At 70.2% G+C, this 14,313-nt stretch carries 14 protein-coding genes and 1 tRNA gene; 4 read left to right on the top strand and 11 right to left on the bottom strand.

The genetic code is table 11. The features are described from left to right. Positions 1-18: 18 nt before the first annotated feature. From AB1578_04645 to AB1578_04630, 4 genes are read right to left on the bottom strand one after another with little or no spacing between them, the layout of a single operon-like run. On the bottom strand, positions 19-339 hold the full coding sequence (locus AB1578_04645) for a hypothetical protein (GenBank protein MEW6487189.1): 321 nt from the start codon (positions 337-339) through the stop codon (positions 19-21). Then, positions 336-1,208 carry a carbon-nitrogen hydrolase family protein gene (locus AB1578_04640; GenBank protein ID MEW6487188.1) on the bottom strand — a complete coding sequence of 291 codons (873 nt, stop codon included), beginning with the start codon at positions 1,206-1,208 and terminating at the stop codon, positions 336-338. Before AB1578_04640 ends, AB1578_04645 begins: the two co-directional genes overlap by 4 nt. Then, positions 1,208-2,833: an asparagine synthase-related protein gene (locus tag AB1578_04635; protein ID MEW6487187.1), complete on the bottom strand. Its 1,626-nt coding sequence runs from the start codon at positions 2,831-2,833 to the stop codon at positions 1,208-1,210. The genes AB1578_04640 and AB1578_04635 overlap by 1 nt, the downstream gene beginning before the upstream one ends. Before the next feature lie 34 nt (positions 2,834-2,867). Continuing rightward, positions 2,868-3,410, bottom strand: a complete 543-nt coding sequence (locus AB1578_04630) for a MarR family transcriptional regulator (GenBank protein MEW6487186.1) — start codon at positions 3,408-3,410, stop codon at positions 2,868-2,870. Between the two features lie 297 nt (positions 3,411-3,707). Between AB1578_04630 and AB1578_04625 the strand changes: the two genes are divergently transcribed. The 3 genes from AB1578_04625 (at position 3,708) to AB1578_04615 (ending at position 7,534) form a co-directional block, all read left to right on the top strand. Beyond that, positions 3,708-5,456 (top strand): histone deacetylase family protein, encoded by a 1,749-nt coding sequence (locus AB1578_04625; GenBank protein ID MEW6487185.1) that lies wholly within the window; start codon positions 3,708-3,710, stop codon positions 5,454-5,456. Between the two features lie 121 nt (positions 5,457-5,577). Next, positions 5,578-6,333 (top strand): slipin family protein, encoded by a 756-nt coding sequence (locus AB1578_04620; GenBank protein MEW6487184.1) that lies wholly within the window; start codon positions 5,578-5,580, stop codon positions 6,331-6,333. Between the two features lie 70 nt (positions 6,334-6,403). Further along, positions 6,404-7,534, top strand: a complete 1,131-nt coding sequence (locus AB1578_04615) for a helix-turn-helix domain-containing protein (protein MEW6487183.1) — start codon at positions 6,404-6,406, stop codon at positions 7,532-7,534. A 147-nt stretch (positions 7,535-7,681) separates the two neighbouring features. Here AB1578_04615 and AB1578_04610 read toward each other — a convergent pair whose 3' ends face one another. The 6 genes from AB1578_04610 to AB1578_04585 form a co-directional block, all read right to left on the bottom strand. After that, entirely contained in the window at positions 7,682-9,100 is a 1,419-nt protein-coding gene (locus tag AB1578_04610; protein ID MEW6487182.1) for a sigma-54 dependent transcriptional regulator, read from the bottom strand. A 76-nt stretch (positions 9,101-9,176) separates the two neighbouring features. Then, on the bottom strand, positions 9,177-10,178 hold the full coding sequence (hypE, locus tag AB1578_04605; GenBank protein MEW6487181.1) for a hydrogenase expression/formation protein HypE: 1,002 nt from the start codon (positions 10,176-10,178) through the stop codon (positions 9,177-9,179). Then, positions 10,175-11,272: a hydrogenase formation protein HypD gene (hypD, locus tag AB1578_04600; GenBank protein ID MEW6487180.1), complete on the bottom strand. Its 1,098-nt coding sequence runs from the start codon at positions 11,270-11,272 to the stop codon at positions 10,175-10,177. Before hypD ends, hypE begins: the two co-directional genes overlap by 4 nt. Next, a complete protein-coding gene (locus AB1578_04595; GenBank protein MEW6487179.1) occupies positions 11,256-11,483 on the bottom strand; it encodes a HypC/HybG/HupF family hydrogenase formation chaperone in 228 nt (75 codons plus the stop codon). Before AB1578_04595 ends, hypD begins: the two co-directional genes overlap by 17 nt. A gap of 96 nt (positions 11,484-11,579) precedes the next feature. Further along, entirely contained in the window at positions 11,580-11,855 is a 276-nt protein-coding gene (locus AB1578_04590; GenBank protein ID MEW6487178.1) for an HU family DNA-binding protein, read from the bottom strand. 36 nt (positions 11,856-11,891) lie between these two features. After that, positions 11,892-11,968 (bottom strand) — tRNA-Arg (locus tag AB1578_04585). 153 nt (positions 11,969-12,121) lie between these two features. On the opposite strand from AB1578_04585, the gene AB1578_04580 reads away from it, so the two are divergent. Then, positions 12,122-12,967 (top strand): PHP domain-containing protein, encoded by an 846-nt coding sequence (locus AB1578_04580; GenBank protein MEW6487177.1) that lies wholly within the window; start codon positions 12,122-12,124, stop codon positions 12,965-12,967. Between the two features lie 15 nt (positions 12,968-12,982). Here the strand turns inward: AB1578_04580 and AB1578_04575 are convergent, their stop codons facing one another. After that, the gene (locus AB1578_04575; protein MEW6487176.1) at positions 12,983-14,119 is read right to left on the bottom strand and encodes a Vms1/Ankzf1 family peptidyl-tRNA hydrolase; all 1,137 of its coding nucleotides are present in this window, start codon (positions 14,117-14,119) and stop codon (positions 12,983-12,985) included. Between the last annotated feature and the right edge of the window lie 194 nt (positions 14,120-14,313).

The raw sequence follows: 14,313 nt of genomic DNA, 5'->3' as shown, positions 1-14,313 counted from the left end.
CCGGAGCCGAACGAGACTTCAAGGTCCGCGGCGACTTCCTCCCGTTCCAGAACCGGCTGGCGGCAGCTCGCTCTTTTCGCGCTGCACCAGGCGCACCTCCCGATCCCACCGCCCACCGTCCTGGAGGTCGGCCTTCTTCCAGCAGGTGAGACTGCGCGCGTACTCTCGCCGGGCGCTCTCCCGGTCGCGCCGCCGGGCAGCGCGGCGGGCCAGCCCCAGGTGCAGCAGCGCATTGGTGACGTGGGGATTTACCTCCCGTCTGTGATAGCGGTGGCAGGCCAGGTTGAGCCGCTCGGCCGGCGCACCGCTCCCCGAGGAGGATCGGCGCCGCCCCGTCACAGCCCCCCTCCGGCCGCGGCGAGGGGTCCGTCCCCCCTCTCCTGCCCGTCCGCGGGAAACTCCGGGCGCCGGCCGTGCCCGTGGGACGCGGTCACCGGACGGTAGAGCTGGGGCCGGCGGTGGGGCCAGAGGGGCTCCTCCTCCCGCCACCGGGCCACCTGCTCCCGGTCCAGACGCACCCGCAGCGTCCCTTCGTCCGGACCCAGGCCCGCCAGCGTCTCGCCCCTGGGGTCGAAGACGGCGCTCTCCCCCGAGAACACCGGCCCGGGCCGGTTGGCGTAGACCACGAACACCTGGTTGTTCAGCGCAGCGGCGCTCATGCGCCGGTGCACGTACCGGGAGGGAAACGAGGCCGGCACGGCAGAGAGGTTGACGATCACCTCGGCACCCAGGAGCGCGAGCGTCCGCCACACCTCGGGAAACGCTGCGTCGAAGCAGATGTTGACGCCCAGCGCTCCAAAGGCCGTCTCGAAGATGCGCAGGGCGCGGCCGGGGACGAAGCGCTCCGTCCAGTGCACGTGGGTCTTCACGTAATGCTGGGGGACCCGCTCGTCGTCCAGGTAGGTGGCCACGTTGAAGAGCTCGTCGCCCTTGCGCTGCATCTCGCCGATCACGACCCGGGCCCCGACGTCTCGCACGAAGCGGTACAGGTCCGTCGAGATGGGGCCATAGGCGACGCGCATCTTCCGGTACAGGAAGCCCTCGGGCTTCTCCAGGGAGGGGTGCCCGTGCAGGCACAGCTCGGGAAACACCAGGAGGTCCGCCTGCCGGTGCTCGGCGATGAGCCCCTTGAGCTTCTCCACGTGGTGGCGGATGTCGCGGGCCTCGTACCCCATCTGGAGGAGGCGGATATCCAGGTAGCGCCCCATCACGCCGCCAGGAAGGCCGGGATGTACTGCTCGCGAATGCGGGCCTCGAGCTGCTGGAGGAAGGCGCGGGTGATCTCCTCCCCGTAGGCGGCGTCCCCGTAGCGGTAGAGACTCCCCTTGTCCCGCCTCAGGTTCTCGCCGGCCAGGCGGGGATCGCAGCGGGTCACGCAGCGGGCGGCAATGCGCTCCACGATGCCGTGGATCCCCGAGCCCGACTGGGCCGGGTCCTTGATCCGGAAGGCGAGATAGGCCGGCACCCCGAGCTCCACGGCCGCCTGCCGGTGCACCCGCTTGCGGAGCCGGTCTTCCACTCCCTGGATCTTCAACCGGGGGGAGACCCGCATGGCCGCGTGGATCACGTCCCGGTCCAGGTAGGGGGCCCGCAGCTCGATGGAGTGGGCCATGGTGAGCTTGTCCTCCCGCTCCAGGGTGTCGGTGTAGAGGTAGTTGAGATCCTCCCAGAGCTTCTCGTGGAGCCGCAGGTAGCCGTCCTCTTCCAGGACGTCCGAGTACCAGGGGTAGCCGGCCCAGAGCTCGTCCGCCGCCTGGCCGGTGTACATGACCCGGATGCCGTCCTCGGCGGCCAGCCTGGCCGCGAGATACATGGGGATCGCCACCTCCACCTGCAAGAGCCCGCTCTCCTCCACGTTGCGGATCACCTCGGGAAGGAGGGCCTCCACGGAAGGCTCGTCGATGATGGTCGTCTTGAGCTCCAGGCCCAGGTCCTCGGCCACGGCCCGCGCGGCGGCGATGTCGCCCGAGTCTTCGGTGCCCGTGCAGTAGCAGATGACGTTCTTGCCCTCCTGCTGGAGGAGCTTGGCGACGAGCACCGAGTCGATGCCGCCGGAGAAGATCACCCCGAGCACCGACTCCTGGAGCCCCACCAGGCGCTTCTTTACGGCCTTGAGGAGCACGTCCTTGTAGAGGGCCACGGCCTCCCCGAAGTCCACTACGTCGATGGGGGGCAGTTGGAGGTGATACCCCTCCGCCACCCGGGTGCCGTCGCCGTCCATCACCAGGAGGTCGCCGGGGTCGAGCCGCCGGGGCTCGTCCCGACCGTTCCAGAGGGCCTTGCGCTCCGAGGCGAAGTAGGTGACGGGGCCGTTCTCGATGAAGTAGAGGGGTTTCTTGCCGATGGGGTCCCGTGCTGCCACGACGCTCTCCCCGTCGGTCACCGCCAGGGCGTACATCCCGTCCAGGAGCCCCACGACCTTCTTCACCGCGTCCAGCAGATTTCCCCGGTAGGTCTCCTCGAGCAGGTGCACCAGCACCTCACTGTCGCTGGTGGTTTGCCACCGGTGCTGGTGCCGAAGCAGGCTCTTGAGCTTCTCGTAGTTGTAGATCTCGCCGTTGTGGATGAGGACGAGAGAGCCGTCACAGGAGGTGAAGGGCTGGGTGGTCGCCTCCCGGCCCACGATCCGCAGCCGCGAGTGGCCGAGCGCGATCCGGCTCGAGCGCAGCAGGGGCGCCCGGAGTTTCTCCAGGTCTTCCACCCGGAGCACGTCGCCGTCGAGGCACACGCCGTTGGTGTCGGGACCCCGGTGCTCCATCTTTCGGAGCATGTCGTAGACGTCTGCCGAGGCAATCGGGCCGTTTCGGGCGACATGCCCGCAAATGGTGCACATATCGTCGTTTCTCCTCTCGGTTTCGGGTTGTGGTTCACGCGGCGCGCCGGGGGTCGGGCGCCGCCCCTTCCAGGTCCTCACCCCCCACCCCGGAAGCCGCCTGGGACGGCTCCGCCTCCTCGCCGTCGTCGGGCTCTCCGGCACTCCCCATGAGCGACGCCACCCGTTGGAGCGCCCCGAGCAGGAACGACTGCTCCCAATCGGGGAGCATCCGAAATCCGGCCAGGAAGCGGGCTTGCAGGGGGGGCGGGGCGGAGGTCAGGAGGTCGCTGCCGGCCCCGGTCACCTGGACCAGCACCCGCCGTCGGTCCTCCTCGGAGCGGACCCGCCCGATGAGCCCCCGCCGCTCGAGGCGGTCGAGGATCCCCGTCACGGTGGCGTGACTCAGGGAGGCCGCCCGGGCCAGCTCCGCGCCGGTGGCCCGCCCCCGCCGAGCGAGCTCCCGCAGCACGAAGAGCTGGGGCGAGGTGAGCCCGTAGGCGTGCTGGATGTGGCGGGAGTGGAGGCTCGCGGCGCGGGCGATGCGCCGCAGCGCGAGCAGAACTTCTTCTTCTACACGGTCTTCGGGTGAGCTCATGGGCGCTCCTCCAACGAACAGAACCTTAGCACTCAAAGCAACAGAAAGTCAAACCGTCGCCCCTGTCACTTGCGTCAAGTCTTTTATTTTGGGTCTGTTTATTGGTAATTATGGATAATCCGTGGGCGTGAAGCCGAGGCTCGCCACAAGTGAATGAGTCGTCTTCGAAGTATTTTGGCCCGGCCATGCCGGGTGCTGCGGCGCAGGCGATCGCGTGTACAATGAGGCTCCCCAGGGGCTGCCTCCGGCCGCGGGGGCACCCTGCTGCTTCTCGAGCCCGTGGCGAGGAGAGACCCCGTGTTCGCCATCCGCCGCATCTACGACTGCTCCATACCCTCGGACCAGGACGCCCTGGGCCAGGTCCAGGAGATCCTCCGGTCCCAGTTCCCCCTCCTGTCCAAGGAGGACATCGAGAGGATCCCCGACCAGCTCCGGGATCCCCTGAAGCACCGTTTCCGGGCGATCCTCTTCGTGGCGGAGGACGGCCGCAAGGTCAAGGGCTTCGCCCTGGTGCTCCACGCCCCCGACCTCCAGTTCCTCTACCTGGAGTTCATCAGCGCCGCCCGGCTGCGCACCGGCGGGGGGGTGGGGAGCGCGCTGTACGAGCGCGTCCGGGAAGAGGCGCTCCAACTGGGATGCGTGGGGGTCTTCTTCGAGTGCCTGCCGGACGACCCGGCCCTGTGCCGGGACCCGGAGGTGCTGCGCCAAAACGCGCGGCGGCTGGCCTTTTACGAGCGCTACGGAGCTCGCCCCATTGCCAACACGCGCTACGAGACCCCCCTTCGCCCCGGCGACGAGTGCCCCCCCTACCTCGTCTTCGACGGCCTGGGCAGGGGGGCGCCCCTCTCCCGAAGCCGCGCCGTGGCGGTGGTGCGGGCGATCCTGGAGCGGCAGTACAAGGGCGTGTGCCCCCCCGAGTACAACCAGATGATCCTCGAGTCGTTCCGCGACGATCCGGTGGGCCTCCGGGAGCCCCGCTACGTGAAGAAGGAGCCGGTCATCCCGGTGCGCCGGGTCCCCTCCCTGGAGCAGCGCATCGCCCTGGTCGTCAACGACCGCCACGAGATCCACCACGTGCGGGAACGGGGCTACGTGGAGGCTCCGGTGCGGATTCGTTCCATCCTCCGGGAAATCGAGAAGACGGGCCTGTTCGACCTGCGGGAGCCCATGCACTTCTCGGAGCGGCACATCCGTGCCGTCCACGACGCCGACTTCGTGGAGTACCTTCGCCGGGTCTGCGCCCACGTGGAACCCGGCCAGTCCGTGTATCCCTACGTCTTTCCCCTGCGAAACGCGGCGCGGCCGCCCAAGGAGTTGCCGATTCGGGCGGGCTACTACTGCATCGACACCTTCACGCCCTTGAACCGCAACGCCTACCTGGCCGCCAAGCGGGCCGTGGACTGCGCCCTCACGGCGGCCGAGGGGATCCTGCGGGGCCACCGCCTGGCCTACGCCCTGGTGCGGCCGCCCGGCCACCACGCGGAACGCCGGGTCTTCGGAGGGTTCTGCTATTTCAACTCGAGCGCCGTGGCGGCCCACTACTTGAGCCGCCTGGGCAAGGTGGCGGTGCTCGACGTGGACTACCACCACGGCAACGGAACCCAGATGATCTTCTATGAGCGAAGCGACGTCTTCACCGCGTCGCTCCACGGCCACCCCCGCTTCGCCTATCCTTACTTCAGCGGTTTTGCCGACGAGAAGGGCGCCGGCCCGGGGGAGGGGTACAACCTCAACGTCCCCCTGGCCGAGCACCTGTCTCCCGAGGAATACCGGGAGGCCCTGTCCGACGTCCTCAAGCGGATTCGCAGGTTCGGACCCCGCTTCCTGGTGGTGGCCCTGGGCCTGGACCCGGCCAAGGGGGACCCCACCGGCACCTGGGAGTTCACCGCCAGGGACTTCGCGGCCAACGGCCGGATGATCGGCTCCCTGGGGCTGCCGACCCTGGTGGTCCAGGAGGGGGGATACCGCACCCGCTCCCTGGGGACCAATGCCCGCAACTTCTTCGAGGGTCTCTGGGAAGCCGCCTTCCCCCGGGCCCAGAGGTGAAGGGTCCGGCCAAGCCTTCCGGCTGGACTGGAAACGGCGGTTTGGTATCATCGGCGCCGGCAGACCCCGCGCACCGGCAATGGCATGGAGGGGCCCCTGGGGGCCGGGAGGAGACAGTGAGATGAGTCTCGTGACCGTGGTCTTCGCCGTCCTGGCGCTCCTGGTGCTGATGTTCCTGACGGTCCGGGTGCTGCGGGAGTACGAGCGGGCGGTGGTGTTCCGGCTCGGCCGCGTGGTCGGGGTCAAGGGCCCGGGGCCGATCCTCCTCATCCCCGTCGTGGACCGGATGGTGAAGGTGAGCCTGCGCACCGTCGCCCACGACGTACCCCCCCAGGACGTGATCAGCCGGGACAACGTCTCGGTAAAGGTCAACGCGGTGGTGTACTTCCGGGCGCTGGATCCCCTCAAGGCCATCGTGGAGGTCGAGGACTACCTCTACGCCACGAGCCAGCTCGCCCAGACGACCCTGCGCAGTGTGTGCGGCCAGGCGGAGCTCGACGAGCTCCTCTCGGACCGGGAGAAGATCAACCGGGAGCTCCAGGAGATCCTCGACCGCCATACGGACCCCTGGGGCGTCAAGGTCTCCACCGTGGAGCTCAAGCACATCGACCTTCCCACCGAGATGCAGCGCGCCATGGCCCGCCAGGCCGAGGCCGAGCGGGAGCGCCGGGCCAAGATCATCGCCGCCGAGGGGGAGTATCAGGCAGCGGAGAAGCTCACCGCGGCCGCCCGGACCATCGGCACCGAGCCGACGGCGATCCAGTTGCGCTACCTCCAGACCCTGGTGGAGGTCAGCACGGGCAACACCAACACCATCCTGTTCCCCATCCCCATCGACCTGGTGAAGAACTTCGTCGAGCGGGGCAAGTCCGCGTGAGCGCCCCGCGCCGCCCTCCCTGCATGGACGGGGCCCCTCGGCCCCCGGTGCTCCGGGCGCCGTAGCCCCCATGGCCAGACCCCTGCGGGTGGAGTTCTCCGGCGCGCTGTACCTGGCGACCGCGCGCAGCCTGCCTCGCCAGCGCCTGTTTCGCGACGCGGCGGAGGTGGAGGACTTCCTCTCCCGCCTGCCCGAGCTGGCGGCCGCCTTCGGGGTCCGGTGCCACGCGTTCTGCCTCCTTCCCAACCACTACCACCTGCTCCTGGAGACGCCCCGGCCCAACCTCTCCCGGGCGCTCCACCGCCTCAACGCCGGGTACACCGCCGGGGTGAATGCCCGGCGGGGGCGCCGGGGGCCGCTCCTGCAGCCCCGATATCGCGCGCTCCTCCTGGGGGAGGAGTGGCTCGTCCCCCTCTCGGTCCACGTGCACCTCAACCCCGTGCGCAAGCGCCTGGCGCCCGATCCCTGGACGTATCCGGGCTCCAGCGCCCGTGCCTACGCGCCGGGGGACCTCCCCCTGCCCGGGCTGACGACGCAGCGGGTACTGGGGCTGAGCGGGGGCAGGGAAGCCTACGTCCATCTCGTGGAGGCGGCGCGGGTCTGCCCGCCTCTCCCTCCCTGGAAACAGGCGTGGCGGGGCCTCGTGCTGGGGGGCGAGGAACTCCGGCAGCGGGTCTTGGGGGCCCTGGAGGGGCAGGACGTGCGGGAAGTGCCCGGCTTCGCGCACCGGCCCGAAGGCCCCTCCCTCGAACAGGTGCTGGAGGCGGTGGCCGAATACACGGGGCTGCCCACGGCCCAGCTCACCTCCGGGAAGTTCCAGCGGGTGCTCGCGCGCAAGGCGGCCATCTACCTGGCGCGCAGGGTAACGGGTTGCACCCTGCGGGAGATCGGAGAGCGCTTCGGCGTGGATTACACCACCGTGCACATGGCGGCCCGGCGGGTGGAGGAGCGCCGGGCGCAGGACCCCTCCCTGGACGCCCTGCTCTCGGCCCTGGAAACCGAGCTCCGGGGCGGGGAAGCGCCGGCGCAGGTGATCGGCCACCCCCCAGTTCCAGCCCCTGAGCCCCCGCCCCCGGCAACCCCCGAACCCGAGCCGGAAACGCCCCGGGAACCCGCCGTCCAACCCCCGGAGTCCGGCCCCTCGCGTGCGCCGGGACGCGGGCGCAAGGGCAAACCCCGCGGGCAACTCGACCTGTTTTGAGGCACCGGGCTCCACGCCCCCTCGGGAGGCAGGAGGAACAGTCCCCACCTCGGCATCGCTATCGCTATCGGTATCGGTATCGATTCCGACGCCGATACCGATTTCGATCCCGATCCCGATTTCGACGGGGAAGAGGGACGCGGGCCCCTACCGCTCCAGCCCGCACTCCCGGATCTTGTAGAGCAGGGTCTTGTAGCTCACGTCGAGGATCTGGGCGGCCTTGCGGCGGTTCCAGTTGGTCTGCTCCAGCACGGCGGCGATCATGTGCCGCTCCGCCTCCACGGCCGCCCGGTGCGCGATGTCCTTGAGGGAGATGCGCTCGGAGCCGTCCAGGTCCAGGTGCTCCAGGGAGAAGGTGGCGGGGGGCGGCATGGGCGCCGGCGCGGCGGGAGAGACGTTTCGGCCCTTGAACTCGCTGAACAGGAACCGCTCGTCGTCCAGGATGACGAGCCGCTTGACCAGGTTCTCCAGCTCCCGCACGTTGCCCGGCCAGTCGTAGGAGAGGAAGTAGGCCATGAGCTGATCGGAGACCTCGAGCCGCGCCCGGCCGTACTTCTCGGAGTACTTGTGGAGGAAGTAGCGGGTCAGCAGCGGGATGTCCTCCCGACGCTCGCGCAGGGGCGGGACCCGGATGTTCACCACGTTGAGCCGGTAGTAGAGGTCCTCGCGGAACTGGCGGGCCTCCACGGCCTTTCGCAGGTCCCGGTTGGTGGCGCACACCACGCGCACGTCGACGCGGAGCACGTCGTTGCCCCCGAGGCGGCAGAACTCCCGATCCTGGAGCACCTGGAGGAGCTTGGACTGGAGCGAGAGGCTCATCTCCCCGATCTCGTCGAGGAAGATGGTGCCCTTGTCGGCGTACTCGAACTTCCCCTCCTTGCGTTTGAGCGCACCGGTGAACGCCCCCTTCTCGTAGCCGAAGAGCTCGCTCTCCAGGAGGTCCGGGGGCAAGGCCGCGCAGTTGACCTTGACCCAGCGGTTCTCGCACCGGGAGGAGTTGCGGTGCAGGCGCCGCGCCACGAGCTCCTTGCCCACTCCGCTCTCCCCGTCCACGAGCACGGTGACATCGGTGTCGGCAATGTTGTCCAGGAGCTCCTTCATCTCCTGGAGCGGCCGGCTCACCCCCACGATGGGGTCGGTGGTGTCCTGGGCCAGGAGCCGCGCCCGCAGCCGCTGGATCTCCTCCGTGAGGCGGCGGCGCTCCAGGGCCTTCTCCACCGCCATCTGGAGCTCGTCGGCCTCGAAGGACTTGTCGATGTAGTCGTAGGCGCCGGCCTTCATCGCCCGCACCACGGTCGACGTCTGCCCCACGCCCGAGAGCATGATGACCGAGAGGTCGGGGTCCTTGTCCTTGAGGTGGGCCAGGGTCTCGATGCCGTCCATGCCCGGCATCATGATGTCGAGGATCACGACGTCGGGCTTGAGGCCGTTTTCGAGGCGCGCCAGGGCCTCCACGCCGCCGGGGGCGGCCTCGACCCGGTATCCTTCCAGGGACAGGAGGCTGCCCAGGTACTCCCGGATTCCGCTGTCGTCGTCCACCACGAGGATGGTCGAAGCGTCCGCCATCGAAATGCCCGCTTTCCTCTTTGCGCGTGTCCCTTCGAAATCCCACCCCCCTCGCCCCAGCGCCTGCTTCCCCCCCTCAGCAGATGCGGGGCAGGAGCTCTCCCGGAGGGGGTTCCAGGAGCCGGCGCCCCCCCAGGAGCGTGCGGGCCACCACCCGGGGACGGGTGCCCACCACGCTGCCGATGCGCGCGGCCCGGCGGCCCAGGGGATGCTGCCGCAGCAGCTCCAGCGCCGCGGGCGCGTCTACCTCGGGGAGCACGACCAGCGCACACCCCTCGTTGGCCAGGTGCAGGGGATCGAACCCCAGGAGCTCGCAGGCGCTTCGGACCCCCGGCTCCACGGGGACGGCCGCCTCGTCGACCTCGATCTCCGCCCCCGACTGCCCCGCGATCTCGTTGAGGGCCTCGGCGACGCCTCCCCGGGTGGGATCGCGGAGCACCCGCACCGAGGGAACCCCGGCCAGGAGGCGGCCCACCAAGCCCCCCAGGGGTGCCACATCGCTCAACACCTCCGTGGCAAAGCCGATGCCCTCGCGGCGGGAGAGGACGGCAATCCCATGCCGGCCCACGTCCCCGGTGAGGAGCACCGCGTCCCCCGGCTGCGCCCGGCTGCCGGAGAGCTCTCGCCCCTCCGGCACCACCCCCAGCCCCGCGGTGTTCACGAAGGGGCCCGAACCCGCCTCGACCACCTTGGTATCTCCGGCCACCACCTGGATCCCGGCCTCTGCCGCCCGGAGCGCCATGGCCTCCGCGATGCGGACCAGGCCTTCCAGGGGAAACCCCTCCGGCAGGATGAACCCCGCCGTGAGGTACCGGGGCTCGGCCCCCACCATGGCGAGGTCGTTGACGGTGCCGCACACCGCCAGGTCCCCCAGGTTGCCGCCCGGAAACTCCCAGGGGTCCACCACGAAGGAATCCGTGGTGAGGGCCGCCCGGCCACCCGGCCACTCCACCACGGCGGCGTCGTCGAGCCGCCGCAGCGCCGGATTTCCCAGGCGGCTCACGAAGACCTCCCGCACGAGCTCCCGGGTCTGGATCCCGCCGCCTCCGTGGGCGCGCACCACCACACCGCCCTTCATGGGGCGCCCGCCTCCCGATAGCGGTGGTGGGCGCCGCAGGCACCTTCGGAGCTCACCATGCACGCCCCCACCGGGTGCTCCGGCGTGCAGCGGCCCCCGAAGAGGGGGCACTCCCGGGGCTCGAGCACGCCTCGCAGCACCTGGGCGCAGCGGCACCCCTCGGGTTCTCGGCCGGGAAACGAGCGGCCCGCAAGAAAACGGCGCCGGGCATCGTGTTGCCCATAGGCTTCGGCCAGCTCGTACCCGCTCCCGGGGAGCTCCCCCAGTCCCCTCCAGGCGGAGCCCACCCGGACGAAGACATCGTCCAGCACCCCCAGGGCCGCACGGTTGGGGGCGTCGTCCACGGCCCTCGGATAGACGTTTTCGACCCGCGCTTCACCCCGCTCCACCTGGTCGAGCACCCGAACCAGGCCCACCAGCACGTCGTTGGGCTCGAATCCCGCCACCACGCACGGGACCCGATACTCTTCGGCCAGGGGGGCGTAGGCTTGAGCACCGAGCACCATGGTGGCGTGGCCCGGGCACAGGAAGGCGCCAATGGCCACCTCCGGGTCCCGGAGCAGGGCCTCCATGGCCGGCAGGAGCGCCTTGTGGGCCGAGAGGACCGAGAAATTGGAGCGGCCTTCCTCCCGAGCGGCCTTCACTGCCCAGGCGACCGTGGGCGCAGTGGTCTCGAAGCCGAGCCCCAGGAAGGCGACCTCGCGTTCGGGTTCGCGGCGGGCCAGCTCCAGGGCGTCGAGGGCCGAGTACACCACCCGCACGGCCGCACCGCGGCTGCGCGCCTCCCCCAGGGTGTCGGCGCTGCCCGGAACGCGCACCGCGTCGCCGTACGTGGCAAGGGTCACGCCGTCCTGGGCGAGGGCGAGGGCCTCGTCGAAGACCCGGGCCGGTGTCACGCACACCGGGCACCCGGGGCCGGAGTGCAGGCGCACCCCATCGGGCAGGAGGCTTCGCAGGCCCAGGCGGGCGATGGCCACGGTGTGGGTACCGCAGACCTCCATGACCCCCACCGGCGGACCGGCGTAACGGTGCAGCCGTTCCAGGAGGCGGGAGGCCAGCTCCGGGTCCCGGGCTGCTTCAGCCGGGTTGTTCATCGAGGACCGACCGGAAGAGCGCCAGGGTCTCCCGGGCTTCCTCCGGATCCACCCGGTGCAGGGCGAAACCGGCGTGGACCACCACGTAGTCGCCCGGGGCGGCCCCCTCCACCAGTGCCAGGGAGACGGTGCGCCGGGTACCGCCGAAATCCACCACGGCAGTGCCGTCGGGTTCCAGGGTGAGAATCTCACCGGGCACGGCTACGCACATGGTCTCTGCTCTCTGCGGGACGTTGGGGGAGGGGGACAGGCGGGCTGGAAGGACGCGGCCACGACGACAGGTTTCGGGCGGCCGCACGCGGCCCTTTCAGGAATCCACCCGGTTCCTGAGCTCCTTGCCCACCTTGAAGAAGGGGAGCTTCTTCTCGGGGACGTGGATCTTCTCCCCGGTCTTGGGGTTGCGGCCCACGTAGGCGTCGTAGTGTTTGTTGACGAAGCTTCCGAAGCCGCGGATCTCGACGCGCTCGTCGGCCAGAATGGCCTCGGTGAGCGTGTCGAACACGGTACTGACGGCTTCCTTGGCGGCCTTCACGGAGAGCCCGCCCGCCTCGGCCAGCGCCTTGACGAGTTCCGACTTGTTCATCCGCGACTCCCAACCCGCATCGCCGGGGACAAGCAGTGGTGCCCCCGGCAGGACTCGAACCTGCGGCACCAGGATTAGGAATCCTGTGCTCTATCCACCTGAGCTACGGGGGCGCCCGCACTCGGACGGGGGGATGCTAGATGCCAGGCGCGCCAAAGTCAAGTTTTGTTTGGGGTTTTTGCGCGGCACCCCCTTGACGCACCCCCCACCGCCGCCGTATAGAAACCCCCTCCCCCCCCTTTCCCGCCCTGCCCTCGGGAGGCCCCATGGTCGATCTCCACGTCCACACCACCTGCTCCGACGGGGGGCTCGCACCGGCCGAGGCGGTGGCCTACGCCCACGCCCGGGGGCTGGGCGCCCTGGCCATCACGGATCACGACAGCGTGGATGGAAACGACGAGGCCATGCGGGCCGGGCGGGAGCTCGGGCTCCCGGTCGTGCCGGGAGTCGAGATCTCCAGCCAGTGGGAAGGCGTGACCTTCCACCTCCTGGGCTACGGGCTGAGCCGCCTCACCGAGCGCGTGCGCGCTACCTTCACGTTCCTCGTGGAGAGCCGGCGGCGGCGAAATCCCCGCATGATCGAGAAACTTCGAGCCCTGGGCGTGGACATCACCCTGGAGGAGGTGCTCGCCCAGGCCGGGGGCTCTCTGGTGGGTCGACCCCACTTCGCCCGGGTGCTCCTGCGCAAGGGCGCCGTGAGCACCACCCAGCAGGCCTTCGACCGGTATCTGGGCCGGGGGGCGGCCGCCTACGTCCACAAGGAGCGCCTGACCCCGGCCCAGTCGGCGGAGCTCATCCGGGAAGCGGGCGGGGTAATGGTGCTCGCCCATCCGGGCATCCTGGAGGAGGAGCGCCCCAACGCGCTCTCCGACGTGTTGGCCCACCTGCTCGGCCTGGGTCTGGCCGGCATCGAGGCCTACTACAGCCGCCATACCCCGGATCAGGTCTCCCGCTACACCGCCCTGGCCCGCCGCCACGGCCTGCTCGTCACCGGAGGAAGCGACTTCCATCGGCCCGGGGAAGGGGGGCCGGAGATGGGCACCGGCTACGGGAGCCTGCGCGTGCCCGACGAGTGCTACCGCGCCCTGGCGCAGCGGCTGGCCGCCCGGTGAAGAGGAAGGCCGCTCTCACGCATACCGGAGCGCCGCTCCGACGCCCCCTTCGCTCTGGAGCCCCCCGTGGCCATTCACCGCCACGACCCTCCCGTCCGCGGCCAGCGTCCCCCGCACCAACTCCTCCCCCAACTCCGCGCCTTCCACGGGCTTCCCGCACTGGGGGCACTCCGGGGGGGCCTTGACGCCCAGGGCGCCGCAGCCAAAGCACTTCCATCCCGCTTCCCGGAAGGACTGGGCCAGGTAGAGCACGTGCACCCGGCCCGCCGCCACGGCCTCGGCCACCGCTTCCGGCCCCACCGCGCCCCGGCCTGCGCCCCGGACCTTGTTGAGCAGGTTGTCGACCGCCTCGGCATCCTCTCGATCCCGCCCCGCCCGCAGGGCCGCCCGGACCTCGTCGCAAATGACGTCGGGCGCGGAGTTCGGATCCAGGCGCAGCCGTGCGCACACCGCCCCTTCCAGGCGCTTGGGCAAGAGAGGCTCGAAGGCCGCAAGGAGGGGATCGGGCCCCGAGAGCACGATACGGGCGCCTTGCCGCTCGCCGGCCCAGCGCACCAACTGATCCGACAGGCGCCGGAGGTTTCGGTTGAGGTGCTCGTCCACGTGCCGCTGGTAGCGGGCCTGGCTCCACCCGCCCTGCTCGTGGCGGCCCGGAAACTCCTCGTCGGCGAACGCGAACTCCCGGGTCACGGACCCCATCTCGAACGCCAGGAGGCGTCCGGCATCGCCGTTGACCATGGCCAGGAGGGCGGGCTCCCCCTCCCGCACCGACTGGGCCACGGGCCGCAGCACGGGGCGGTCCGAGCAGGTGAAGGACTCCGGAAAGGGGAGATGGCTTCGCACCACCCGGTACTCCCCGAGTCCCGAGCACGCGAAGACGGCGACCCCGTCGAAGGCCTCGTCCCACGCGCGGTTTACGAGACCCCGCACGTAGTGCTCCACCTTTTCCGCGTCTTCCTCGAGGCTTCGCCGCGCATCCCCCCCCAGATCGCCTGCTGCGGCCAGGCACTCCTTGAGCTTCGTCTTCACGAAGATGCGCACGCGCTCCCTCTGCTTCTCGCTGTCCCAACGCGTGTTGAGGTAGAGGGTGAGGAAGGGGGCGCCGGTGCGGGGAAGTCGGGCCAGGTGGCGAAGCTCCTCGTGCAGAACCATCGCATCCTCCTCGTAGGGTCAGAAAGGCCGGGTCCGTAGGGCCAAGACTAGGACGCCCCCAAGGCCTGTCAAGCGGGCTCCCTCCGGGTCGGCCTTGCACCCCGCCGGAGCCCGTGACAGACTGCCGCCGCGCCCCGAAGCTCGGGCGGCTTTGGCAACCGGGCCCCGGCCGAGGGGCCCCCAGCCCCCTTCTC

Source organism: Thermodesulfobacteriota bacterium, assembly GCA_040756475.1.
In the GTDB taxonomy this organism is placed as follows: Bacteria; Desulfobacterota; Deferrisomatia; order Deferrisomatales; family JACRMM01; genus JBFLZB01.
Note: the sequence above shows the minus strand (reverse complement) of the source record. Positions and strands in the feature narration are given on the sequence as shown.

What these genes read in the sequence shown, in the direction of transcription:
- AB1578_04640 (MEW6487188.1), bottom strand. Translation starts at nt 1,208, where the DNA reads ATGGGGCGCTACCTGGATATCCGCCTCCTCCAGATGGGGTACGAGGCC.
- AB1578_04635 (MEW6487187.1), bottom strand. Translation starts at nt 2,833, where the DNA reads ATGTGCACCATTTGCGGGCATGTCGCCCGAAACGGCCCGATTGCCTCG.
- AB1578_04630 (MEW6487186.1), bottom strand. Translation starts at nt 3,410, where the DNA reads ATGAGCTCACCCGAAGACCGTGTAGAAGAAGAAGTTCTGCTCGCGCTG.
- AB1578_04620 (MEW6487184.1), top strand. Translation starts at nt 5,578, where the DNA reads ATGAGTCTCGTGACCGTGGTCTTCGCCGTCCTGGCGCTCCTGGTGCTG.
- AB1578_04615 (MEW6487183.1), top strand. Translation starts at nt 6,404, where the DNA reads ATGGCCAGACCCCTGCGGGTGGAGTTCTCCGGCGCGCTGTACCTGGCG.
- AB1578_04610 (MEW6487182.1), bottom strand. Translation starts at nt 9,100, where the DNA reads ATGGCGGACGCTTCGACCATCCTCGTGGTGGACGACGACAGCGGAATC.
- hypE (MEW6487181.1), bottom strand. Translation starts at nt 10,178, where the DNA reads ATGAAGGGCGGTGTGGTGGTGCGCGCCCACGGAGGCGGCGGGATCCAG.
- hypD (MEW6487180.1), bottom strand. Translation starts at nt 11,272, where the DNA reads ATGAACAACCCGGCTGAAGCAGCCCGGGACCCGGAGCTGGCCTCCCGC.
- AB1578_04595 (MEW6487179.1), bottom strand. Translation starts at nt 11,483, where the DNA reads ATGTGCGTAGCCGTGCCCGGTGAGATTCTCACCCTGGAACCCGACGGC.
- AB1578_04590 (MEW6487178.1), bottom strand. Translation starts at nt 11,855, where the DNA reads ATGAACAAGTCGGAACTCGTCAAGGCGCTGGCCGAGGCGGGCGGGCTC.
- AB1578_04580 (MEW6487177.1), top strand. Translation starts at nt 12,122, where the DNA reads ATGGTCGATCTCCACGTCCACACCACCTGCTCCGACGGGGGGCTCGCA.
- AB1578_04575 (MEW6487176.1), bottom strand. Translation starts at nt 14,119, where the DNA reads ATGGTTCTGCACGAGGAGCTTCGCCACCTGGCCCGACTTCCCCGCACC.